Here is a 21,489-nt window from a genome sequence, read left to right on the forward strand (position 1 = left end):
TGACGAAAAAGTCAATACGGTATTGTGCGCATTAATTAAATATGCCAGTACGATGTGGAGGAGACATCGGATGGTATCGCAAAAGCAATTAATTGAACTTGTGGCCGCAACGATCGGTGCGCCGGTCGAAACGGTTACCGTCATCGACCGCTATCTCGCGGAGGCAGGGTTTCGCACGCGGGCTCTTCGAGGGCGAGGAAGCACGCCTATGACGTACCAAGACGCTGCGAACATGATCATCGCGACAGCGTGGGATGCCAATCCAAAAGACGCAGTCAGGATAGTTAAGGCTTATTGCGGTCTTCCGCCCGTCCGCGTGGCGGAAACAGCGCACATAGCTAAAGATGCGTTGGGATCCACGTTTGGGGAAGCGCTAGCCAACATGTTGGAATCAGTCCCAAAAGAACGAGCGGCATTCAGTTCGCACGAGGATGCTCCGGGGCACATGTCTCTCCGCGTGAAAATGTTTGGCCCGGAACCTCGGGCGACCATAACTCTTGTGAAGGAAGGCAGATCCAACACGTTTGAGTTCGGCCCCGCAGCTTCTGGTTCCACAGATCTCCGTCGGACGGTGGAATTCAGTCAGATTACGGTCGGGTTCGTAGGGGAAGCGGTAGCCGAAGATTTGTAAAGATAATCTGTCCACTGCCCCATCAATTCGCGCCGTCGTTCAAGTGCGTCCGACCGCGCATACGACCTTTCCACAGCGTCTCCTACAGCATGCGCAAGGCAAGCCTCCGCGATCTCTCTAGGAGCGTGCGCGACGTCGGTAGCCCAGTCGCGGAAGGTGCTTCGGAAGCCGTGCACGGTAAAAGCCCCTCCCCCTGCGGCCTTTAACGCTTTCGCCAACGACATGTCAGACAGCGGCCGCTTGTCTCGAACACCAGGAAAGACGAGATCGTTCACAGCTTGAGCTTTCATCGCCTTCAGAAGCGCAACGGCTTTTTCCGAAAGTGGCACGCGATGCAGCTTGCCGCCCTTCATTCGCACGGCGGGAACAGCCCAGATCTTTGCAGCAAGGTCGAACTCACCCCAAACAGCGCCGCGCGTCTCCCCAGATCGCGCTGCCGTAAGTATAGTGAACTCTAATGCTCGAGCGCCAACACCCTTCACATCAGCCAGCTTCTTCATGAATCCGGGAGTGTCGGAATGTGGCATGGCTGCATGATGATTGCGGTTCGACAACTCATTAGGTTTGTGGAGCACATGCTCGAGCGTGCCTTTCCACGCCGCCGGATTGTCGCCAGATCGGTGTCCTTCAACCTTTGCTGCATCAAGAACCCGCTCGATCGCCTCCCGCAATTTTTCGGCCGTCTCCTGCTTGTCGCCCCAAATCGGCTCCAGAACCTGAACGACGTCCCGCACGCGGATAGCCGCCAGCGTCTTGGCGCGTATGGGGCTTGCATGGTTTGTGAGAAGGTTGCGCCAACGAGCTTCAGTCTTGGCACCTCGCCACCTACCGGCCTTAACCGCAGCATCGATAAAAGCGTCAGCGTAGGCCCCGAACGTCATTGCTTTCGGCGAAACTTCCTCCGCTTCGCGCTTCGCTGCAAGCGGATCGATACCAGATCGAACCAGCCGGCGCGCCGCTTCGGCCTTGTCCCTTGCATCGGCCAAGCCAACTGTATGGAGCGGCCCGAGACCCATCTCGCGACGCTGGCCGGCGAAGGTGTAATTGAAAATCCAATAGCGGCCTGTACCTTTCGAGACTAGATACAAACCTCCTCCGTCGCGCAGCTTCGTTGACTTGCTCGCCGCGATCGTTTTGATGGTTAGAACGTTCCTAGTATGGCTCCCCATTTTCTTTCCCCACAATTTCCCCGCTATTGGGGTGTGCGCTAATATTCGGCGCTATGGGCAAAATGGTCAAGTATCCATATGAAAGATAAGCACTTTCTTGGCGTACGGCTTTCATTATGGTCGTTAAGGTTGCTAAAAATTATCCGGCCCGGGGAGCCACTTTTTTCAAGGAGAGAAAAGTAACGTGCTGCTAAACAAATTAGCATAATCTGCCCCTCAATTGTTCCTGCTTCCTGCGCTTCGCGAAACACTTCCACTATTGCTATTTCGGATCTTCTTTGACGACGTTTCTGTCCACAGGCGGATAAACGAGTGAAGTCAGAAGATGTTTCAAAATTCGTGCCAATAGCCGTGATTCATCGAGATGAAGCTCCGCCTATCTCAGCCTCGTGCGCATGGCTGGAAAATTTACGGCGGGGTTTGCTATAGTCAATTGTGGAACGCGTAACGTCGCGGAGACCGAAGCACCCCGCTGAGACGTAGTCGCGCAGCCCGGTGCTGTTCGCGCCGGCGGGCAAATCCTCGCATAGGACCGTGGGAAAGGCGAAGTGCAGTTGCACTTCGCGCAATATGACTTAAGGGACGTCGCGGCCAGCGTAAGCTGGCCGTCAAATGATCACTTCTTCTTCGATGCCCGTTTCGTTGCGTTGGTCGCATTGGTAAGCGCCGGCGGGTCACTTGCCGGAAACGTCTCTTCGAGGCTCTCGGTCAGATCATCTTCGTTTTTGCCCTTGGCCGCAGATTTCTGCTCGTTCTCGAGTGACTTCACCGCAGGGGACTTGGCTTTAGCGGATGCTGATTTTTTTGCCGGCGCCTTTTTTGCTGCGGCTTTTTCCAATGGCTCCGCCGATTTTTTCACAGCGCTTTTCGTCTTTCCGGTTTCCGAGGCTGAAACTTCTCGCTCGGCTTCGCTCCAGTGTCTTTCATGGTGTCCGTCCGGTCGCCCTTCCCTCTCCCAGATTGCCCGTGCTCTTTCACGGATTGCGGCTTCGCGGTCATGGCTCATAACGGACCTCCTCGTTGCGTTGCACCGGATTTGATTGTGCCACTTCAAAAACAAGAAAGGCCAGAGTTGGTTCCGCGTCAACCTGTCGTGACCGAGCATTTACGAGCAAAAGGGAACCGTGCCGTGCCGCGGATCGTTTGTCAGCCAGAAACCAACAGGAGATTGCTCCATGACCAACCCGCAAAAGCCCGCAACCGAGCCACTGGACATCAGCGATGAAGATGTCGCCCGCTTCGAGACCGAAAGCGAGCTGAAAGACAAGGACACGGAGATCGATCCGGATGAGAGCATGAATTTGCGGGCGCGCCGACAGGCAGCACGTCAGCACGAGGACGCGTTTATCGTTGCGACCGATCTGGAAGACGATGACCAGCGCGAGGCAGCTCCCGGCACGCGTGAACAGCCCTAAGCCGGAAATGGAAAAGGCGGGTCAAAGCCCGCCTTTATCCAACGAAGTTTCCCACCCGCCTATCGGCGGACTGAGACGATCGCCTTGCGATTGAAGTTCGATACCTGCACGCGGCCGGACTGATTACCGCCGAGGATCTGGGCGGTCTTGCCGCTCATGCTCTTGAGAATTCCAGCGTGGTAGCCACGGCCATTGCGGATGACCACGACATCACCAGGCTTCGCCTGATTGACCGGAACGGCATAACCGAAGGATGTCCATGATTTGGCGAATCCGTAGGACTTGGGAGACTGCCGCCCGGCCTTGCTGGCGACAGCATGAAGAAAAAGTCCGCACCATGGGGTGCTGCGCGGATTTGCGCCCAGAATATTTTTGAGGCTCTTATTGTTCTTGGACTCATGCAGTCCGGTGTATTTTTCTGCCTGGTTCAGCATGCCAGCAGAGGCCGATGCCACGACTGTAAAAGACAAGGCAACGGATAGAATTAACGCGGATACTCTCAAACGTCTCGCCCTTATGTTGGTGGGCGCTCGTGTATTGTGACAATTTAGCGACAATTTGACGAGAAATGGGCAGGAATCAGACACCTACTCATCGATGCTGATCTGTCAATGCTTCAAAACAGGTTCCCCTGCGCCTGATCCGTGCGGCTACGGCCGCCTTTTTCGAGATCGAGCATCCGCAATTTGCTAGCGGTTCCTCCCGGTGCGGAAAAGCCACCAAGCCTGCCGCCGGCCGCGAGAACCCGATGACAGGGGATGATCAGCGGCACCGGATTTTTCGCCATGGCCTGACCGACGTCGCGCGCTCTTTCCATGCCGCACCCAAGCGTCTTCGCAATGCCGCCATAGGTCGTCGTATCGCCCCAGCCAATCTGCCGCGCGACTTCGTAAACATCGAGGAAGAACCGCTCCTGTCCGGACAGATCAAGTTCGATCGGTCTGAAATCGACCTCATCGCCGGTGAAATAACGCGTAATCATTCCGATCACGTCGCGCGTATGCGGTTCCGGGACGGCAATTGAGGCAGACGTCAGACGTGCCTGCAGGCGTTTTTCCGTTTCATCAGCATTTGAGCCGGGCAGTTGCAGCCGCGCGATACCACGTTCCGTCCACGCAAGTCCGCAGTGGCCAAGCGCAGTTGGGAAAACAGTATATCCGCAATGAATGGTCATGATCGTTGCCTACGCACTTTATCGACCGCAAGATGCCATATTGCTGATGTGAAACAACCCGTTTCCTGTGCCCAACAAAAAGGCCACCCGATTTAGCGGGTGGCCTGTCGCTATCATCCTAAAAATCGGCTCAGGAGGCGATTTTCGCCTGCTCTTCGACGAGGCATCGCGCCTGTCTGCTGGCGGCGATAAAAGCGGTGCGCGCGATTTCTCCTGCCACGTCGCCCATCAGTGAGGCACGGCACAGGCGAAGCGCTTGTTCATGTGTCTTGTCACCGCGTTGAGGCCATTCGTGCTGAAGAAAATCGAAGGCTTCGTAAACGCCATTGAAAATCCGGGGGGCGCCATTTTCAAGAGAGATCGTGACAGGCTTTTCCCACTTAACGTCGTTCAGCAACATTGATTGTACTTCCATGCTCAATTAACCCGCGACAAACGCCGGCTCCTCCAGTTGGTTCCCTTCGCAAGCGGTTTCAAGGTCAAAAAAATAACCACCCATAAACCGTGTTCCCCATCTTCCCATTGTAACGGATTTGCGGAACAAAGCGGTTCAACACTCGTTCAAGCGGAAGTGAACCGGGACCTCCTATGTCAAGCAAAACCGCCGCCGCTATCATCTGGTTCCGCAAGGATCTGCGCCTTTCCGACAATCTTGCCGTCCTTGCCGCATTAGAGCACGGCGGGCCCGTCATCCCATTGTATATCCATGAAAAAACAGGCGGAGCACTCGGCGGCGCTCAGGAATGGTGGCTGCATCATTCGCTGACGGAACTGAGCGGCGCACTCGAGAAAAAGGGTAGCCACCTCCTTCTCGCGAGCGGCAAAGCGGAGACGGTTCTTCGCGAATTGATATCAACGACCGGCGCTGATGCCGTCTTCTGGAACAGACGATATGATCCAGATGGTATCGCCGAGGATAAGGCGCTCAAGCAGAAGCTGCGGGACGAAGGGCTGACAGTCCGTAGTTTTTCCGGCCACCTCCTGCATGAGCCTTCCCGGCTGAAGACAAAGTCCGGCGGGCCTTACCGCGTCTATACACCCTTCTGGCGCGCGATCGAGGGCGGGGATGAGCCGCACGCGCCGGCGGATGCGCCGAAGAGCCTGAAAGCGCCCAAGACATGGCCAAAATCGGAGACGCTTTCCGACTGGAAGCTTCTGCCGACCAAACCCGACTGGGCCAAACACTTCGGCGACGTCTGGACACCTGGGGAGAAGGCGGCGCGGAAAAAACTCGATGATTTCTTCGATGGCGCCTTGAAGGGTTATGAAGAAGGCAGGGACTTCCCGGCAAGGGATGCCACGTCGCTGCTCTCACCGCATCTGGCGCTTGGGGAAATTTCCCCTGCCACGGTCTGGCATGCCACGAAGGGGCTTTCCCGCCACATCGCGTCGAACGATATCAGCCGTTTCCGCAAGGAAATCGTCTGGCGGGAATTTTGCTATCATCTGCTGTTCCATTTCCCAGAGCTCGACGAAAAGAACTGGAATGACAGTTTCGACGCTTTCGCCTGGCGCGATGATGAAACGTCCTTTAAAGCCTGGACGCGCGGCATGACCGGCTACCCGATCGTGGATGCCGGCATGCGGCAACTGTGGAAGCACGGCGTGATGCACAATCGCGTACGGATGATCGTAGCGTCCTTTCTCATCAAGCATCTGTTGATCGACTGGCGGAAAGGCGAAAAGTGGTTTCGCGATACGCTTGTTGATGCCGACCCCGCCTCCAACGCCGCGAACTGGCAATGGGTCGCCGGCTCGGGCGCGGACGCCTCGCCGTTCTTCCGTGTCTTCAATCCCATCCTTCAAGGCGAAAAATTCGATGGCGACGGAGAGTATGTCCGCCGCTTCGTGCCGGAGCTCGAAAAACTCGAGTCGAAATATATCCATAAGCCGTTCGAGGCGCCAAAAGAGGTGCTTAAGAAAGCAGGCGTTGAACTTGGCAAGACCTATCCGATGCCGATTGTCGACCACTCAGAGGGCCGGGAAAGAGCCCTCGCCGCCTATTCCCGCATCAAGAAGGACGCATAAAACTGGGTATCGGGAAAATTTTGCGTGGCTAAGGCGAAGCCGGGAAGATAATTTCTTGCCTTGAAGCGGTTGTAACGGGACATAACGGCACCTAATTTCCGCTCAGACAAGAAGGCTCAATCATGACCATTCACCCCTCTGCGCTCAGTGCTATCGGCAACACGCCCCTTATCCGCCTGAAGGCTGCCTCTGAAGCGACGGGGTGTGAAATCCTCGGCAAGGCGGAGTTCCTGAATCCGGGCCAGTCCGTCAAGGATCGGGCCGCACTCTACATTATACGAGATGCCGAAAGGCGCGGGCATCTGCGGCCGGGCGGCACCATCGTCGAGGGAACGGCGGGCAATACCGGCATCGGCCTGTCGCTCGTCGCCAATGCGCTGGGCTACAAGACGGTCATCGTCATCCCCGAGACGCAGAGCCAGGAAAAGAAGGATGCGCTGAAGCTTCTCGGCGCCAAGCTGGTGGAAGTTCCGGCTGCTCCCTATTCCAATCCGAACAATTACGTGAAGGTGTCCGGCAGGCTCGCAAAGCAGCTCGCGTCAGCCGACGAGAACGGCGCGATCTGGGCCAACCAGTTCGACAACATCGCCAACCGTCAGGCTCATATCGAAACGACGGCGCCCGAGATCTGGGACCAGACCGATGGCAAGGTGGATGGCTTCATCTGCGCTGTCGGCTCGGGCGGGACGCTGGCGGGCGTGGCGGATGGCCTGCGCGACTTCAATCCCGACATCAAGATCGGCCTTGCCGATCCTGAAGGGGCAGCACTTTATGAATTCTATCAGCATGGCGTGCTGAAGTCCGAGGGCTCCTCCATCACCGAAGGCATCGGCCAGGGCCGCATCACCGCCAATCTGGAAGGTTTTACGCCCGACTTTTCCTATCGCATTCCCGATGCGGAAGCGCTTCCCATCCTCTTTGATCTCGTCACCAAGGAAGGCCTGTGCCTTGGCGGTTCGTCGGGCATCAACATTGCCGGCGCAATCCGCCTTGCCCGCGACCTCGGTCCGGGGCATACCATTGTGACGATACTGTGCGACTACGGTAATCGCTACCAGTCGAAGCTGTTCAACCCGGAATTCCTGCGTTCCAAGGGGCTTCCCGTTCCGCAGTGGCTGGCAACAAAAAGCGATATACCGGTTCCCTATGAAACCGCCTGAGGACATGCCGAAATGCCTGTGAATGCCCTGTTCCGTGACGATTTTTATCTTGCTACCGCAGAAGCGATCGTCACGGCGGTGCATGAGGATGGCGGCATCGAGCTAGAACAGACCTGCTTTTATGCGACATCCGGCGGCCAGCCCGGCGATAGCGGCTTTCTGGAGCGGGCCGATGGCTCGCGCATCGAACTTGGGATAACCCGGCATGGTCAAGACAAAAGCGTCATCATCCATGTACCACTGGAAGGCCAGCCCTGCCCGCAGATCGGCGAGAAGCTGACCCTGCATGTGGACTGGCCGCGCCGCTACAAGCTGATGCGCATGCACACGGCCTGCCATCTGCTGTCCGTGGTCTGCCAGTGGCCGATCACGGGAGCAGCAGTCGGCGAGGACGAATCGCGTGTCGATTTCGACATGTCGGAGACCATCGACAAAGACGAGGTGACTGCAAAGCTGATGGAGCTGGTGAAAGCCAACCATCCCGTCTTCCTGCAATGGATCACCGATGAGGAGCTTGCTGCCAATCCCGGCATCGTCAAATCCAAGAATGTACGCCCGCCAATGGGCCTCGGCCGGGTCAGCCTCGTCTGCATCGGCGAAAATTCGAGCATCGACAGCCAGCCCTGCGGTGGCACCCATGTTTCCGAAACGCAGGAAGTGGGCGATATCCACATTGCCAAGATAGAGAAAAAGGGCAAGGAGAACAGGCGGTTCCGCATTCGTTTCGGCACCCCTGAAGCTGCTGCCTGAGATCGGGAGAGACATCGTGAGCACGGATAAGAGCCGTTTCGTCGTTTCGGCGGACTGGGTGGAAAAACAGCTTGGCACATCAGGCTTTCGTGTCGTGGATGCCTCGTGGTATTTGCCGGCGCATAAGCGCAACGGCGCGGAAGAATACGCGGCCGGCCATCTGCCCGGCGCGGTTTTTTTCGATCAGGACAAGATTGCCGATCACACGACCGGCCTGCCGCATTCTCTGCCCGCACCCACATTCTTCGCAGAACAGGTCGGCGCACTGGGCTTGAGCGACACCGATACGATCGTCGTTTATGACGGCCCCGGTTTCTTCTCCGCGCCGCGCGTCTGGTGGATGTTGCGGGTGATGGGGGTTGCCAAGGTCTATGTGCTGGACGGCGGTCTTGATGGCTGGAAGCGTGAGGGCCGACCGCTTGAAACGGGGACGCCGGAGATCACGCCCGCAACCTTTACGCCGGACTTCGATGAGAAGCGCGTTACCTCGCTCGGCGCCATGCGCGGCATCGTCGATAGCGGCGAAAAGCAGATTGCCGATGCGCGCGGTGCCGGACGCTTTACCGGCGACGAGGCGGAGCCGCGCGCCGGTATGCGTTCCGGCCATATGCCCGGCGCACGCAGCCTGCCAGCGACCGCTTTTTCCGAAAACGGCCATTTCAAGGACCTGACCACCATTCGCAAGATGGTGGCCGATGCCGGGATCGACCTGACGAAACCTGTCGTGACCAGCTGCGGCTCGGGCGTGACCGCCGCCGTCATAACGCTCGCACTGGAATCGCTCGGCCATCAGGACAATTCGCTTTATGACGGCTCGTGGTCGGAATGGGGCGGATTACAGGATACGCCGGTTGTTACCGGTCCGGCCGATGCCATCCCGACCCTGTCGCACGGACCGCTCAAGGCACATGTGACTCAGCTGGAAATGACGGCGCCGCCAAAGGTCAGCCTGCCGATCCCCGTCAATATCCAGACCGCGCTGATGCGGGTCAACAACATTCCCCTGCACTTCTATCGCTACCTCTATTGGCGGGTGGGCAAGCGTTGGCACTGGCAAAAGCGCATGCGGATGAGCGACGCGGAACTCTCGGCGGTCCTGCGCGACCCGAAAAACAGCGTGACGGTTCTCTACATGAACGGCGCACCGGCCGGTTTCTTCGAATTGAACAAGGCGAGCGACGAGGTGACAGAGCTGTCCTATTTCGGGTTGCTCGAGGAGGCTATCGGCGCAGGTGTGGGCAAGTGGTTCCTGTTACAGGCGCTTTATGCCGCCTGGCAGGACAATCCACAGCGGGTGACGGTCACGACCAACACGCTCGACCACCCGCGCGCGCTGCAGCTTTACCAGATGATGGGTTTTTCCCCAGTCGGCACCTATGAGGCATGGGTGGAGCCGCTTGCCGATACCGAGCTTTTGGAAATCTCTCTGCGTCATTGAGCTTGTTTCAACGTCACGCTTCCCCATCGTCGTCAGTCGAGGATGGGGAGCGACGTTAAGCTTACACCTTTTCGACAATCAGATGGGTGGCGCCCTCACCCGCCACTGTACCGGTACAGCGGTAACCGAGCGACACCCAGTCCATGCCTTCGAAAAGTGACTCGCCGCGACCAAGGAACACCGGCGCCAGCGCCAAGTGCAATTCATCGATGAGGCCTGCGGCCATGTACTGGCGGATGGTGGAAACACCGCCACCAATGCGGACATCCTTTCCATTCGCAGCCGTGAGCGCCCTGTCGAGCGCTACCTGGATGTCCTCCGTCACGAAATGAAAGACCGTGCCGCCCTTCATCTCGAAGGACGGACGCGCATGATGCGTCAATACGAAGACCGGAACATGATAAGGCGGTTCCTCGCCCCACCAGCCTTTCCACTTTTCATCCGGCCAGGCACCACGCACAGGGCCGAACATGTTGCGGCCTAAAATCCAGGCTCCGATATTGGCGAAACTCTTCTGGGTAAAATCCTCGTCGATGCCGGTCGATCCACCCTCCTTGCCGAACATGCGATGAAAGGTACGGGTTTTGAAGGCCCATTGGTGCAGCTCTTCGCCTTTCGCCCCCAGCGGATTCTCCAGGCTCTGGTCTGGTCCTGCGCCATAGCCATCAAGTGAGACGGCAAAATTGCGGACGACAACTTTCGGCATGGCACTCTCCTCCCGTTCAAGAGGCAGATCACCAGCATCCGCTGATCGGCCTCAGATTTCCCGTTCCAGATTGACCGCCGTCGGGATTTGGCCGCCGGCGGCGCCCTTGTCCTGAGTGACTGTGTTCATGAGATGATCGGCGATCAGCTCCGCCTGGAATTTGCCAAGCTCGTAGCAATAGGTGATTTCGCGCTTTTCCGCCGACCAATAAACATCGGGGCGACCGCAGGACTTCGCCGTCAGCTTCACATCGCCCTTCAGGCCATAACCACTGAAACTGCGGCTGATGAGGTCGAGAACCTTCGATTCCTTGACCATGATGGCATAAGGCTCGAGGTCAGGATCGCGCGGCGGCACGTAGCTGACGGAAAATTTCGATGGTGTCTGGCTGCGGTGCGGCGCGAGGAATTTCTCCCAGGCCGAGGCTACACCCGGATAGGCAGCAACACATTTGTCGAATTCGGTATTGGGAAGCCCCATCATCGTGGCCAGATCGCCGTAACCGTCCTTGTCGCGGCCGACCATCAGGCAGGCCATGTTACGGTCGCGGCTTCGGTCCGGCACCAGCGCCGAAAACACCGGAGCTTCGTGCTCCGGTAGCGCTTCGGCCTCACGCGCGAGATACCAGCTGTCTGTGGCGTTGACGAGCGCCGTGTCGAGCCATTCCTCATTGGCCTGAAGGATCAGCGTGCCGGCTAGCTGATCGGCTGGCGCCTGGGGGCTTGCCGTCTCCGCCGTGCCGAAATCCGAGATCAGCATGCGCGATCCCTCATGGTAAAGCGAGAAAATCGCGTTGCCGATGACGAAGTTGACTGCCTGCTGTAGCTGATCATCCGACAAGCCGTCGAGCCCGGACGCCATCTGGGCCTGCGTCGGAACCGTCAATGACATGAGAGCCAGCGGAACAGCGGCCATAAAACGACGGAACATAAAATCAGACCTTCCGGGAACGAGGAGCGCCACTGATTCCCCAAGCTAACGAGTCACGCAATGGGCTGGTTGCATCACCTGTCAAGAATCGGGTGGATAGTGCTCCATTTCGGGATCATAGCTGCAAAGAAGCAACGCCGATCACCCCTCAGGAGACCCTGCCATGACAACTATCGTCTTTACTGCAATGCCGGCTAAAGAAGCAGAGGCCTTCCGGGCCGGGGCGGCGGACGCCTATGGCCACACGCCGGAGAAGGTCATTTCGCCCGGCGGCATTCCCTGCCGCCATTGCCTTGGCCAAATTGATGAGGGCGAGCCCATGCTGCTCCTCGCCTATCGCCCCTTCCCTTCACTTCAGCCCTATGCCGAGACGGGACCTGTATTTCTGCATGAAAGAGCCTGCGAGCGTTATCCTGAAAGTGATGAATTGCCAACGATGCTAGACAGCCCTGACTATATTGTCCGTGGATATTCGGCAGACGACCGCATCGTCTACGGCACCGGCGCGGTGACCCCCACCGAAGAGATCGCGTCACGCGCCGGACAGCTTCTGGAGCGCGAAGACATCGCCTATGTGCATGTGCGTTCTGCCCGCAACAACTGCTATCAGTGCCGTATTGATACAGCATAAACCGAACATTGGATAAGTTTTAACCTAACGGCTAAACCGGTTTCAAACTTTTCAAGTCTAGGATGCCTCTGTCAGAAACAATAAATTTTGAGCGTCAACATGGCAAACAACCTCAACATGGCGACACGCAGCGCACCGCGCAGCAAGACGAGAATTTTTGCCACCGTCCATTACTTCAGCCAGTCGACGAGAGGCCGTGTGGTTGATCTTTCCGCCACCGGCATGGCGCTTGAACTGGACGGACCTTTCGCCGCGGCAAAGGGAAGCCGGGTCAAGGTGCAGAGCGACGACCTCGGCTTCATCGAGGGGGTCGTCCAGTGGCAGCACATGAACCGCCTTGGCCTTCAGCTTAAGCTTTCCACCAACACGCTGGCGCAGCTTTCCTCCTACTTCCGCTTCTTCCATGAAGAAGTGAAACCGACGCTGGCGCGCTGATCTGCCCTGCGTCCGCAGAGGGATGCGCGGCAATGATAACGCGCATTCCATGGCCCGGAGACGTCAAGGCCGCATGTCGGCCATAAAAAATTTATCAAACGGTTGAAAAAAGCCCCGTCTGTCACGAGCCTGTCATTTTGGTGATGGACTCCTCGGCGATTGCTTCTACCCTGTCGTTTTCCATGACAGCGCAAGCTTCATCCCAAGGAGTTCCCATGTCGTCGCTTCTCGCTCTCCACCCCATTACCCGGCGTTCGCTTCTCGGCGGCATTGCAGCCTCTTCGGCACTAGTAATGTTGCACCCCTTTGCGGCGCGCGCAGCGTCCAATCAGGCGCATCTGCGCATCATGGAAACGACTGATATCCACGTTCACGTCTTTCCCTATGATTATTACGCCGACAAGCCGAACGACACGATGGGGCTTTCCCGTACCGCCTCGATCATCGACAAGATCCGCGCCGAAGCCGGCAATTCGATGCTGGTCGATAATGGCGACTTCCTGCAGGGCAACCCGCTCGGCGATTATATCGCCTATGAGCGGGGCATGAAGGCTGGCGACAAGCACCCTGTGATCAACGCCATGAACGTATTGGGCTATGATTGCGGTACGCTCGGCAACCACGAATTCAACTATGGCCTCGACTACATGTCGAACACGCTGGCGGGTGCTGGTTTCCCTTACGTCTGCGCCAACCTCACCAAGGGCCAGCTGGCGTCCGACCCCAAGAATGACGAGCTGTTCTTCAAGCCCTACGTCATTCTCGAAAAACAGATCCGCGATGGCGGCGGCGTGACCAGCCCGGTCAAGGTCGGCATCATCGGCTTCGTTCCGCCGCAGATCATGATGTGGGATTCCAAGAACCTCGAGGGCAAGGCGCAGACGCGTGACATTGTCGAGGCGGCGAAAGCCTGGGTGCCCGTGATGAAGGAGGAAGGGGCTGACATCATCATCGCCCTTTCCCATTCCGGCATCGATGGCAAAGGCCAGACCGAGCGCATGGAAAACGCCTCGCTTTACCTCGCGGGCGTCGAAGGCATCGACGCCATCTTCACCGGCCACCAGCATCTCGTTTTCCCCGGACCGAAGACCTGGGACGGCATTGAAGGCGCGGATGCCGTGAAGGGCACGCTGATGGGCAAGCCGGCCGTCATGGCCGGCTTCTGGGGATCACATATGGGTCTCATCGACCTGCTGCTCGAAAAGGACGGCAAGAGCTGGAAGATCATCGACTTCACCTCTGAGGCACGCCCGATCTATCACCGCGACGACAGCCGCAAGATCGTTGCTGACTATACCGACAAGCCGGAGGTTCTCGCCGCCGCCAAGGCCGATCACGAAGCGGCGCTCGCCTATGTGCGCCGCCCCGTCGGTAAAACCTCTGCACCGCTCTATTCCTATTTCGCGCTGGTGGCCGATGATCCGTCCGTGCAAATCGTTTCCAACGCCCAGACCTGGTACATCAAGGACATGCTGAAGGAAGGGCAATATAAGGATCTGCCCGTGCTTTCCGCAGCAGCCCCGTTCAAGTCCGGCGGTCGCGGCGGCGCGGATTACTACACCGATGTCCCCGCCGGTGACATCGCCATCAAGAACGTCGCCGATCTCTATCTCTATCCGAACACGGTGCAGGCGGTGCTGATCAACGGTGCGCAGGTGAAGAACTGGCTGGAAATGTCTGCCGGCATGTTCAACACGGTGGAGGCCGGCGCCAAGGATGCGCCGCTCCTCAATGCTGACTTCCCGTCCTACAATTTCGATGTCATCGACGGTGTTACCTACCAGATCGACATTTCCAAACCGGCGAAATTCGACAAGGACGGCAAGGCCGTCAATCCCGACAGCAACCGCATCGTAAACTTGCAGTTCAATGGCAAGCCGATCGATCCCGAACAGAAATTCGTGGTAGCCACCAATAATTACCGCGCCGGTGGCGGCGGCAAGTTCCCCGACATTGCCGCCGACAAGGTCATCTTCGTGGCACCCGATACCAACCGCGATGTGATCGTGCGGTATATTATCGACCAGGGCACCATCAACCCGTCTGCGGACGCCAACTGGTCCTTCGCCCCAGTCGCCGATACTACAGCGATCTTCGAGACTGGCCCCAAGGGCCGCCACTATGCGGCGGAGATCAAAGGCGCAAAAATCGAGGATGCAGGCGACGGTGCGGAAGGTTTCGCGAAGTTCCGGCTGGTTCTGTAGAGAAACACGGCTCTCCCGGCGATACATTGCCGGGAGAGTGTTTCTTCAGACATGAATTGGACGCTGGGGCAAAGAACTGACATGCCGCTTGTTTCTTCTCCCCGGCGGGGAGAAGAAACAAGCGGCACCTTCTCGATCCAGATATAACGGTGGTGGTTACAGCCAGTATCACTCCGCAGCGACAGCCAGGGTCCTCTGCTTGCTCGCCGCCAGCATCCCGTTGAAATCCTTGTGATTCGGGCACGCCGACAGGCGCTGCTGGAATGCTTCGGAAAGCCACTGGCCAGCGGGCCCGGCGGGCGAATCGACCCGCCGCAACGTGAAGAGTGGATATTCGCCCTGCTCATAAGCCTCAAGTTCAAGCGCCTTCAGACTTCCATTGGTGAGGTCATTGCGGACGAGCGAGGCCGGCAGGCCGCCCCAGCCGAGGCCACCCTTGATGAGCTGGTACTTGGTGGCGATGTCGCTGACGCGCCATGTCTTGTAGGACAGCACATTGAAATCCCGCCCCTTGGTCAGACCCGAAGCATCGGTGACCACGAGCTGAACTTCCTCGCGCACGTCGGCAAGCACCAGCGGGCGTTCGATCTGCGCCAGCGGGTGATCGGCCGCAACCACCGGCAGCATGAAGGAGTGGCCGACCTTCTCCGTCACGAGTTCATCATCCTGGCGCAAAACCGCCCCACCGATGCCGATACCGGCCTTGCGGGATAAGACCATGTCCATGACCATGCCCAGTTCGCCGACGTTGAGGCTGAGCGTCACGGTTGGGAATTGGTGGCGAAAATCGCGCAGCACCGCAACGACGGCCTCAGCCGGCACCATGGTGCTGATAGCGACGGAAAGTTCCGCTTCCAGGCCCTGTTTCAGCCCCTTGGCGCGGGCGCGCATTTCCTGCAGGCCGGCAACGATGCGCCTTGCATCCTCCAGCATGGCGCGGCCTTCGTCGGTCAGTTTGGGCTGGCGCACACCGTTGCGCTCGAACAGGGTGACCTCCAGCTGTGCCTCGAGATTGGCGATCGTATAGCTGACCACCGACTGGGCACGATTAAGCGCCCGCGAAGCCGCAGAAAAACTACCGGTCTCGGCAACCGTTAAAAACACCTGCAATTGATCGAGTGTCGGGTTCGCGTCCATGTCCCATCCATTTTATCGATAGATCGCTTCCACATTATCACAGTTTTCTTGATGGCACTAATTTTTCATATAAGGCGCAAAGGCAGGGCATCGTGCTCTCCCGCCCTCCCAAGGCGCCCGTGAATTCACCGCATAAGTAAGGAAAAGACCATGTCCAACATTCTGCTCATCACTTCCAGCCCACGCGGCGACGAGTCGGTTTCCAACAAGTTCGCCGGTGAACTGGCGGGAAAGCTGAAGGCCAAGTCGCCTTCGAACACGCTCGTCCACCGCGATCTCGCGGCTGATCCAATCCCGCACCTCGACACCGTCAAGACTGCGGCCATCCGCAAGGCACCGGACCAGCGCACGGCTGAAGAAGCGGTTGCCGCCGACTATTCCGACAAGCTGGTTGCCGAGCTTCTGGCGGCCGACACCGTCGTCATCGGCACCGGCCTCATCAACTTCAACATCTACTCCGGCCTGAAGTCGTGGATCGACAACGTCGCCCGCGCCGGCCAAACCTTCAAATACACCGAAACCGGCCCGGTCGGTCTCGCCACTGGCAAGAAGGTGTACATCGTGCTCGCTGCTGCCGGCGTTTATTCGGAAGGCCCAGCCGTATCGATGAACCACGCCGTGCCCTACCTGAAGACCGTTCTCGGCTTCATGGGCATGACCGATGTGGAAGTCATCTATGTCGAGGGCCTGGCATTCGGTCCGGAAGCCGTCGAAAAGGCTGTTGCCGCCGCTGAAGCCAAGGTTGAAGAACTGGCGCAGGCCGCCTGAGGCATTTGGAGCTGATATCGAAAGATATCAGCCGACCCACATTCCGTAACGGCCGTGGACCTGGTCCCGGCCGTTATTTTTTGCCGCATACAAACGCGCATCTGCCTCGGAGAGAAGTTCGAGAAACAGCCGACCATCTTCGAGGCCCGTCGCCACACCGATACTGACGGTCAGGAGCGTACCGTCCGGCCTACGCAGACCCGCAATGACAGCGTTGCGCAACTCTTCAGCAAAGCCGAGGGCCGTTTCATGTGTCATGGCTGGAAGCAGAGCGACAAATTCTTCGCCGCCAAAACGATAGAGGTGGCCATGGGGCTGAACCAGCTGCTTCAGCACAGCCGCGAAGTTCCGCAGCATGTCGTCGCCCTGAAGGTGACCAAAATTGTCGTTGACGGTCTTGAAGTGGTCGATGTCAACAATCATCACGCTGACGGGTCGGCGCTTCTCCGTGCAGTCGAGAACGATGGAGGGCGCATCAAGCTCCATGCGGGCGCGATCTGAAACGCCCGTCAAAACGTCGCGTCCGGAGCGGGACAACAGCTCTTCGTAACGCTCCCGGAAAGTGAGATCGTTGAAAACATCCGCAATGTTGCGGCGTATCAAAAAACGGCCCTTGGCGGAGGTCAGCCACAGGTAGACCGCAAAAAGCATGGAATAGACGGCGACCGCCGCCATCTTTGCCTTCCAGCCATCATAGAACACATCGATCGGCGCGTCGAACAGCAAACGCAATGCGCCATAAAAGCCCGCCTGATCGAGGCTGAGGATAACGACACCACAGATGCCGAAACGCAAGACGATATGGCGCTGCAGATACCGGCCCAACTTTTCGTAAAACAGGATGATGGCGATGGCATCAATATAGAGCAGGCTGGTGCCCCACACCATCAGCACGCCCATCTCATCCAGAAAGGCGGTGCTGGCGGCCTGTCCGGGCACGATCGCCACCGTCTCGTGAAAACGGATGAGCTGGGCCATGATGACCGTCAGGATGTTGCCGAGAAACAGGCCGTAGATCGGCTGTCGCACCACCGCCGCATCCTCGCGCATGTAAAGCATGAGGATCATCATCAGCTTGCCGGCAAAAAGGATGGAGGAGCCGGGAGATGCCACGCCGAAAGGCAGCTGTACGTAAAAGACGGCCGCCAGATAGGTTTCCATGAAATGCATGACACCCAGGGCGGTGAGAAAGACACCGATGCCCAGGATATGCCGATAATGCAGGAAAGCCGTCATGACCGAGAAATAGACGACGGCTTCCGTTAGAAAGAGGGCGAGATTTGCCCAATGCATCGGCTCATGCCTTACCTGTTAACGCCGCGTGGCGCCCTTGGCACGCGGCTTCATTGTTTTAGGATAGGCTGAAGCAACCAACGGAATCTTAATGTCCGCAGCGAGAAAAGGTCATCATTCTCAGGGGAAGAGCGAAGCGCCGTTCTGATCGATGATGAGCTTTGCCTTGCGAATCGTGAACTCCACCGCGTCATCCATGCTGGTGAAGACATCCGCGCGGACGAACTCGTGCACCAGCACCTCATCACCCGCCTTTTTCTCGATGCGGCCCGCCAAGCGAAACTGGCCGCCTTCCTTGATCGGCGTCGCATAGATCAGGTAATCGCCATGGGCATGCGGCTCGGCCTGCGCTACTTTCTGCGGCGCGTCAGAGGACGGCTGGCCGGAGCCGAAGGCCGAGAGGATTTTTGAAAAAAACGATGCCATGGCTTTCACTCCCTCAATTCGTCTAACATGCGAAGGGCGGCATTGGCCCGCCCCTCGCCGTCATCCTGTCCGGATCAGATGATCAGGTTCGACAGGATGTCATTTTCGGTGATGTCTTCATAACCGAGGCCAGCCGCTTCAAAGCGCTCCAGCAACCCGGCGAAGTTTTCCTGCGCATTGGTTTCGATGCCGATCAGGATCGAGCCGAAGTTGCGAGCCGATTTCTTCAGATATTCGAAACGGGCGATATCATCGTCCGGACCGAGCAGGTTGAGGAAGTCGCGCAGCGCGCCCGGGCGTTGCGGCAGGCGCAGAATGAAGTATTTCTTGACGCCGGTGTAACGCATGGCGCGTTCCTTCACATCCGGCAGGCGTTCGAAATCGAAATTGCCACCGGAGACCACCGCAATCACGGTCTTGCCTTCCAGCCTCTCGCGGCCAAGCTTTTCCAGCGCAGCGATGGAAAGCGCGCCGGCAGGCTCCAGCACCACGCCTTCGAGGTTAAGCATCTCGATGATCGTCACGCAGATGGCGTTTTCCGGGATGAGCTGGACCTGATCCGCCGGAAAATCCTTGAGCGCCTTGAAATTCAGGTCACCAATGCGGGCGACGGCTGCGCCATCAACAAAGTTGTCGACCTTGTTCAGCGTCACCGGCTCGCCGCGCTCCAGGCTCTTCTTCAGGCTCGGCGCACCCTCGGGCTCGCAGAACACGAAGTTTTCCTTCGCCACGGTCCCGGCCAGGAAACCGGTGAGGCCGGCTGAAAGACCACCGCCACCGACCGGCATGACGACGATGTCAGGCTTCGTGCCGTCAGGCAGCTGGTCCATGATTTCGGCCGCGACAGTTGCCTGTCCCTCGATGATGTCCTCATGGTCGAAGGGCGGCACCATGTAGCCGTCATTATCCTGCACGTGCTGGCGGGCAGCCGCATAACACTGGTCGAAAATGTCGCCCACCAGACGAATCGAGATGAATTCACCGCCGAAGATGCGGGTTTTTTCGATCTTTTGCTGCGGTGTGGTCACCGGCATGAAAACAACGCCGTGAACGCCGAAATGGCGGCAGGCGAACGCAAAGCCCTGGGCATGGTTGCCGGCCGAAGCGCAAACGAAAATCTTGTCTTTTCCGGCTTTTGCGACGGCCTTGCGCAGAAAGTTGAACGCACCTCTAATCTTGTAGGAACGAACCGGGGACAGATCCTCACGCTTCAGCCAAATCGACGCGCCATACCGACGGCTGAGATGTTCATTCAACTGCAGCGGGGTTTCGGGGAATATTTCCCGCACTTCCCGCCGCGCTGCTTCCACAAGCTGCTTGTCCACGATAGTCAATCCATTGAAATTCATAATGGCACCCGCTATGCCATAGGACGGCGTCAGAGACAAAGATTCATTTCAGCGCGGCCACGAACCCTGGGTTTCATTTCTTGAACAGCAATCTCCTGCGCTCCGTCATTTATGTCGCGTCCATCTTCGGGCTTTACCTTGCGACGGCCATGTTCCTGCCCGCGCTGACCGATCTTTATTACGGCAATGACGACTGGATGGTGTTTGCGCTTTCAGGTTTCATGTGCGGCGGCTTCGCACTTGCCTGCGCGCTCGCGACGCGTGGGCCGATCGCCTCCTTCAACAAGCGTTTCGGCTTCCTGCTCGTCAATGTGCTCTGGCTGGTATTTTCGATTGTCGGCGCCGTTCCGCTTTACCTGTCACAGCTCGATCTGTCCCCCGGCCAGGCGCTGTTCGAATCCGTCTCCGCCATCACCACGACCGGATCTACCGCCATATCCGGCCTCGATAACGCGCCGCAGGGCATTCTTCTCTGGCGATCCCTACTCTGCTGGCTCGGCGGTATCGGTATCGTGGCGCTCGGCCTCTTCATCCTGCCGCTCCTGCGTGTCGGCGGCATGACCTTCTTCCGCATGGAATCGTCCGATACGGGCAACGACCGGCCTTTCGCGCGGCTGGCAAGCTTCACCCGGGCTTTTGTGGCGATCTACATCGTCATGACCATCGCCTGCACGGTAGCCTTCGATTTTGCCGGCATGTCGCATTTCGATGCGCTGAACCACGCCATGTCGACAGTGGCGACCGGTGGCTTTTCCACCCATGATGCCTCTTTCGCCTATTTCAACAATACCGCGCTGCTTTGGATCGCCACCATCTTCCTGATCTTCGGCAGCCTGCCCTTCTCGGTCATGATCCTGCTCGCCGTGCGCCGACGGCTGGAGACGCTGCGCGACCCGCAGATCGCCGTTTTCCTCGGTTATCTCTGTGCGATCTCGATTGCCGTCGGTGTCTACCACCATTTCAGGAACGGCGTGCCACTGGATGATGCGCTAAGCCATTCCTTTTTCAACATGACCTCGATCCTTTCGACGGGCGGTTTTGCCAGCGACGACTATACGCTCTGGGGGCCCTTCGTTGTTGTCGTTGCCTTTTTCGCAACCTTCATGGGCGGCTGTTCCGGTTCGACCGCGGGCGGCATCAAGGCCTATCGTTTCCTCATCATGTTCAATGTCGTGCGGGCCGGCCTCAAAAAACTGATCTATCCCAACGCCGTCTATTCCGTACGGTACGGCCAGCAGGTGGTCGATCCGGATACAATCCGGACGATCTTCCTCTTTGTCAGCTGCTTTATCGCCCTGTGGATCGCCGGCAGCCTTGCCATGAGCCTGATGGGTTATGATTTTCTGACTGCCACCTCGGCGGTTGCGACCTCGCTCGCCAATGTCGGCCCCGGCATCGGCCCCATCATCGGTCCGGCAGGCAATTTCTCCACCATCAGCGATCCCGCGCTTTATCTCCTGTCCGTGCTGATGCTGCTCGGACGTCTGGAAATCCTGACGGTTCTGGTGCTGATGATGCCGATTTTCTGGCGCAGTTAAGGTGTTCGCACCCATGATGCGATGACATGAATTAAGCGCTTGACCTTCCCACGTTGGAATAGTCCAGGCTCTGTTGTGTTAGACTTTCAAACCACGGAGACCACCTATGTGCAATGGCCATCAGCACCATCACGAAACCACCGCCGCCCCTGTCAACGCAGGCCTTTCCTTTCACGTTGAAGACATGACCTGTGGCCATTGCGCCGGTGTCATCAAGGGTGCGATCGAAAAGACCGTTCCCGGTGCCGCCGTGCATGCCGATCCGGCAAGCCGCACGGTCGTCGTCGGCGGTGCATCCGATGCTGCT

At 58.0% G+C, this 21,489-nt stretch carries 23 protein-coding genes; 12 read left to right on the forward strand and 11 right to left on the reverse strand.

Features of this window, described 5'->3' with window-relative positions:
* Positions 1 to 70: 70 nt before the first annotated feature.
* Positions 71 to 631 (forward strand): hypothetical protein, encoded by a 561-nt coding sequence (locus ACUTJJ_RS11715; RefSeq protein ID WP_312942354.1) that lies wholly within the window; start codon positions 71 to 73, stop codon positions 629 to 631.
* Here the strand turns inward: ACUTJJ_RS11715 and ACUTJJ_RS11720 are convergent.
* Both ACUTJJ_RS11720 and ACUTJJ_RS11725 read right to left on the reverse strand, forming a co-directional pair.
* On the reverse strand, positions 583 to 1,800 hold the full coding sequence (locus tag ACUTJJ_RS11720; protein WP_445542280.1) for a tyrosine-type recombinase/integrase: 1,218 nt from the start codon (positions 1,798 to 1,800) through the stop codon (positions 583 to 585). The two genes, ACUTJJ_RS11715 and ACUTJJ_RS11720, sit on opposite strands and share 49 nt — an antisense overlap.
* 616 nt (positions 1,801 to 2,416) lie before the next feature.
* On the reverse strand, positions 2,417 to 2,806 hold the full coding sequence (locus ACUTJJ_RS11725; RefSeq protein WP_445542291.1) for a DUF2934 domain-containing protein: 390 nt from the start codon (positions 2,804 to 2,806) through the stop codon (positions 2,417 to 2,419).
* A gap of 169 nt (positions 2,807 to 2,975) precedes the next feature.
* Between ACUTJJ_RS11725 and ACUTJJ_RS11730 the strand changes: the two genes are divergently transcribed.
* Positions 2,976 to 3,215, forward strand: a complete 240-nt coding sequence (locus tag ACUTJJ_RS11730; protein WP_445542281.1) for a hypothetical protein — start codon at positions 2,976 to 2,978, stop codon at positions 3,213 to 3,215.
* 59 nt (positions 3,216 to 3,274) lie between these two features.
* Here ACUTJJ_RS11730 and ACUTJJ_RS11735 read toward each other — a convergent pair whose 3' ends face one another.
* The 3 genes from ACUTJJ_RS11735 to ACUTJJ_RS11745 all read right to left on the reverse strand — a co-directional run bounded on the left by ACUTJJ_RS11735 (position 3,275) and on the right by ACUTJJ_RS11745 (position 4,789).
* Positions 3,275 to 3,718 (reverse strand): TIGR02594 family protein, encoded by a 444-nt coding sequence (locus tag ACUTJJ_RS11735; protein WP_077225126.1) that lies wholly within the window; start codon positions 3,716 to 3,718, stop codon positions 3,275 to 3,277.
* A gap of 113 nt (positions 3,719 to 3,831) precedes the next feature.
* Positions 3,832 to 4,389 carry a methylated-DNA--[protein]-cysteine S-methyltransferase gene (locus tag ACUTJJ_RS11740; RefSeq protein WP_445542282.1) on the reverse strand — a complete coding sequence of 186 codons (558 nt, stop codon included), beginning with the start codon at positions 4,387 to 4,389 and terminating at the stop codon, positions 3,832 to 3,834.
* Positions 4,390 to 4,519: 130 nt separating this feature from the next.
* Positions 4,520 to 4,789 (reverse strand): DUF982 domain-containing protein, encoded by a 270-nt coding sequence (locus tag ACUTJJ_RS11745; RefSeq protein ID WP_209089613.1) that lies wholly within the window; start codon positions 4,787 to 4,789, stop codon positions 4,520 to 4,522.
* A gap of 188 nt (positions 4,790 to 4,977) precedes the next feature.
* Between ACUTJJ_RS11745 and ACUTJJ_RS11750 the strand changes: the two genes are divergently transcribed.
* The 4 genes from ACUTJJ_RS11750 (at position 4,978) to sseA (ending at position 9,765) form a co-directional block, all read left to right on the forward strand.
* Positions 4,978 to 6,417, forward strand: coding sequence for a cryptochrome/photolyase family protein (locus ACUTJJ_RS11750; protein ID WP_445542283.1), 1,440 nt, complete (start codon positions 4,978 to 4,980; stop codon positions 6,415 to 6,417).
* Positions 6,418 to 6,539: 122 nt separating this feature from the next.
* A complete protein-coding gene (locus ACUTJJ_RS11755; RefSeq protein WP_063951261.1) occupies positions 6,540 to 7,577 on the forward strand; it encodes a cysteine synthase A in 1,038 nt (345 codons plus the stop codon).
* A gap of 12 nt (positions 7,578 to 7,589) precedes the next feature.
* Positions 7,590 to 8,327 (forward strand): alanyl-tRNA editing protein, encoded by a 738-nt coding sequence (locus ACUTJJ_RS11760; RefSeq protein ID WP_445542284.1) that lies wholly within the window; start codon positions 7,590 to 7,592, stop codon positions 8,325 to 8,327.
* 16 nt (positions 8,328 to 8,343) lie between these two features.
* On the forward strand, positions 8,344 to 9,765 hold the full coding sequence (sseA, locus tag ACUTJJ_RS11765) for a 3-mercaptopyruvate sulfurtransferase (protein ID WP_296070920.1): 1,422 nt from the start codon (positions 8,344 to 8,346) through the stop codon (positions 9,763 to 9,765).
* Positions 9,766 to 9,826: 61 nt separating this feature from the next.
* On the opposite strand, the gene ACUTJJ_RS11770 is transcribed toward sseA, so the two are convergent.
* Both ACUTJJ_RS11770 and ACUTJJ_RS11775 read right to left on the reverse strand, forming a co-directional pair.
* On the reverse strand, positions 9,827 to 10,471 hold the full coding sequence (locus tag ACUTJJ_RS11770; protein ID WP_445542285.1) for a dihydrofolate reductase family protein: 645 nt from the start codon (positions 10,469 to 10,471) through the stop codon (positions 9,827 to 9,829).
* A 51-nt stretch (positions 10,472 to 10,522) separates the two neighbouring features.
* Positions 10,523 to 11,401, reverse strand: coding sequence for a DUF4344 domain-containing metallopeptidase (locus ACUTJJ_RS11775; protein ID WP_445542286.1), 879 nt, complete (start codon positions 11,399 to 11,401; stop codon positions 10,523 to 10,525).
* Positions 11,402 to 11,564: 163 nt separating this feature from the next.
* On the opposite strand from ACUTJJ_RS11775, the gene ACUTJJ_RS11780 reads away from it, so the two are divergent.
* The 3 genes from ACUTJJ_RS11780 (at position 11,565) to ACUTJJ_RS11790 (ending at position 14,671) form a co-directional block, all read left to right on the forward strand.
* Positions 11,565 to 12,032 (forward strand): DUF1203 domain-containing protein, encoded by a 468-nt coding sequence (locus tag ACUTJJ_RS11780; protein WP_404493741.1) that lies wholly within the window; start codon positions 11,565 to 11,567, stop codon positions 12,030 to 12,032.
* Positions 12,033 to 12,131: 99 nt separating this feature from the next.
* The gene (locus tag ACUTJJ_RS11785) at positions 12,132 to 12,467 is read left to right on the forward strand and encodes a PilZ domain-containing protein (RefSeq protein ID WP_063951267.1); all 336 of its coding nucleotides are present in this window, start codon (positions 12,132 to 12,134) and stop codon (positions 12,465 to 12,467) included.
* 215 nt (positions 12,468 to 12,682) lie between these two features.
* Positions 12,683 to 14,671: a bifunctional 2',3'-cyclic-nucleotide 2'-phosphodiesterase/3'-nucleotidase gene (locus tag ACUTJJ_RS11790; RefSeq protein WP_445542287.1), complete on the forward strand. Its 1,989-nt coding sequence runs from the start codon at positions 12,683 to 12,685 to the stop codon at positions 14,669 to 14,671.
* A 168-nt stretch (positions 14,672 to 14,839) separates the two neighbouring features.
* Here the strand turns inward: ACUTJJ_RS11790 and ACUTJJ_RS11795 are convergent, their stop codons facing one another.
* Positions 14,840 to 15,808: a LysR family transcriptional regulator gene (locus tag ACUTJJ_RS11795; RefSeq protein ID WP_445542288.1), complete on the reverse strand. Its 969-nt coding sequence runs from the start codon at positions 15,806 to 15,808 to the stop codon at positions 14,840 to 14,842.
* 150 nt (positions 15,809 to 15,958) lie between these two features.
* On the opposite strand from ACUTJJ_RS11795, the gene ACUTJJ_RS11800 reads away from it, so the two are divergent.
* On the forward strand, positions 15,959 to 16,576 hold the full coding sequence (locus ACUTJJ_RS11800) for an FMN-dependent NADH-azoreductase (protein WP_404493743.1): 618 nt from the start codon (positions 15,959 to 15,961) through the stop codon (positions 16,574 to 16,576).
* A gap of 27 nt (positions 16,577 to 16,603) precedes the next feature.
* On the opposite strand, the gene ACUTJJ_RS11805 is transcribed toward ACUTJJ_RS11800, so the two are convergent.
* The 3 genes from ACUTJJ_RS11805 to ilvA all read right to left on the reverse strand — a co-directional run bounded on the left by ACUTJJ_RS11805 (position 16,604) and on the right by ilvA (position 19,644).
* Positions 16,604 to 17,869, reverse strand: coding sequence for a diguanylate cyclase (locus ACUTJJ_RS11805; RefSeq protein ID WP_445542289.1), 1,266 nt, complete (start codon positions 17,867 to 17,869; stop codon positions 16,604 to 16,606).
* Between the two features lie 120 nt (positions 17,870 to 17,989).
* Positions 17,990 to 18,295 (reverse strand): HlyU family transcriptional regulator, encoded by a 306-nt coding sequence (locus ACUTJJ_RS11810; protein ID WP_063951272.1) that lies wholly within the window; start codon positions 18,293 to 18,295, stop codon positions 17,990 to 17,992.
* Between the two features lie 74 nt (positions 18,296 to 18,369).
* Positions 18,370 to 19,644: a threonine ammonia-lyase gene (gene ilvA, locus ACUTJJ_RS11815; protein ID WP_144574843.1), complete on the reverse strand. Its 1,275-nt coding sequence runs from the start codon at positions 19,642 to 19,644 to the stop codon at positions 18,370 to 18,372.
* Positions 19,645 to 19,724: 80 nt separating this feature from the next.
* Here ilvA and ACUTJJ_RS11820 point away from each other — a divergent pair, with 80 nt between their 5' ends.
* Both ACUTJJ_RS11820 and ACUTJJ_RS11825 read left to right on the forward strand, forming a co-directional pair.
* Positions 19,725 to 21,182 (forward strand): TrkH family potassium uptake protein, encoded by a 1,458-nt coding sequence (locus tag ACUTJJ_RS11820; RefSeq protein WP_186376645.1) that lies wholly within the window; start codon positions 19,725 to 19,727, stop codon positions 21,180 to 21,182.
* Between the two features lie 106 nt (positions 21,183 to 21,288).
* The coding region (locus ACUTJJ_RS11825; RefSeq protein ID WP_445542290.1) for a heavy-metal-associated domain-containing protein at positions 21,289 to 21,489 on the forward strand (201 nt) is incomplete at its 3' end.

Source organism: Agrobacterium sp. DKPNP3, assembly GCF_052686535.1.

Excerpts from the sequence above, each read along its gene's own strand:
- ACUTJJ_RS11715 (WP_312942354.1), top strand. The coding sequence starts at position 71 with ATGGTATCGCAAAAGCAATTAATTGAACTTGTGGCCGCAACGATCGGT.
- ACUTJJ_RS11720 (WP_445542280.1), bottom strand. The coding sequence starts at position 1,800 with ATGGGGAGCCATACTAGGAACGTTCTAACCATCAAAACGATCGCGGCG.
- ACUTJJ_RS11725 (WP_445542291.1), bottom strand. The coding sequence starts at position 2,806 with ATGAGCCATGACCGCGAAGCCGCAATCCGTGAAAGAGCACGGGCAATC.
- ACUTJJ_RS11730 (WP_445542281.1), top strand. The coding sequence starts at position 2,976 with ATGACCAACCCGCAAAAGCCCGCAACCGAGCCACTGGACATCAGCGAT.
- ACUTJJ_RS11740 (WP_445542282.1), bottom strand. The coding sequence starts at position 4,389 with ATGACCATTCATTGCGGATATACTGTTTTCCCAACTGCGCTTGGCCAC.
- ACUTJJ_RS11745 (WP_209089613.1), bottom strand. The coding sequence starts at position 4,789 with ATGTTGCTGAACGACGTTAAGTGGGAAAAGCCTGTCACGATCTCTCTT.
- ACUTJJ_RS11750 (WP_445542283.1), top strand. The coding sequence starts at position 4,978 with ATGTCAAGCAAAACCGCCGCCGCTATCATCTGGTTCCGCAAGGATCTG.
- ACUTJJ_RS11755 (WP_063951261.1), top strand. The coding sequence starts at position 6,540 with ATGACCATTCACCCCTCTGCGCTCAGTGCTATCGGCAACACGCCCCTT.
- ACUTJJ_RS11760 (WP_445542284.1), top strand. The coding sequence starts at position 7,590 with ATGCCTGTGAATGCCCTGTTCCGTGACGATTTTTATCTTGCTACCGCA.
- ACUTJJ_RS11770 (WP_445542285.1), bottom strand. The coding sequence starts at position 10,471 with ATGCCGAAAGTTGTCGTCCGCAATTTTGCCGTCTCACTTGATGGCTAT.
- ACUTJJ_RS11775 (WP_445542286.1), bottom strand. The coding sequence starts at position 11,401 with ATGTTCCGTCGTTTTATGGCCGCTGTTCCGCTGGCTCTCATGTCATTG.
- ACUTJJ_RS11780 (WP_404493741.1), top strand. The coding sequence starts at position 11,565 with ATGACAACTATCGTCTTTACTGCAATGCCGGCTAAAGAAGCAGAGGCC.
- ACUTJJ_RS11785 (WP_063951267.1), top strand. The coding sequence starts at position 12,132 with ATGGCAAACAACCTCAACATGGCGACACGCAGCGCACCGCGCAGCAAG.
- ACUTJJ_RS11790 (WP_445542287.1), top strand. The coding sequence starts at position 12,683 with ATGTCGTCGCTTCTCGCTCTCCACCCCATTACCCGGCGTTCGCTTCTC.
- ACUTJJ_RS11795 (WP_445542288.1), bottom strand. The coding sequence starts at position 15,808 with ATGGACGCGAACCCGACACTCGATCAATTGCAGGTGTTTTTAACGGTT.
- ACUTJJ_RS11800 (WP_404493743.1), top strand. The coding sequence starts at position 15,959 with ATGTCCAACATTCTGCTCATCACTTCCAGCCCACGCGGCGACGAGTCG.
- ACUTJJ_RS11805 (WP_445542289.1), bottom strand. The coding sequence starts at position 17,869 with ATGCATTGGGCAAATCTCGCCCTCTTTCTAACGGAAGCCGTCGTCTAT.
- ACUTJJ_RS11810 (WP_063951272.1), bottom strand. The coding sequence starts at position 18,295 with ATGGCATCGTTTTTTTCAAAAATCCTCTCGGCCTTCGGCTCCGGCCAG.
- ilvA (WP_144574843.1), bottom strand. The coding sequence starts at position 19,644 with ATGAATTTCAATGGATTGACTATCGTGGACAAGCAGCTTGTGGAAGCA.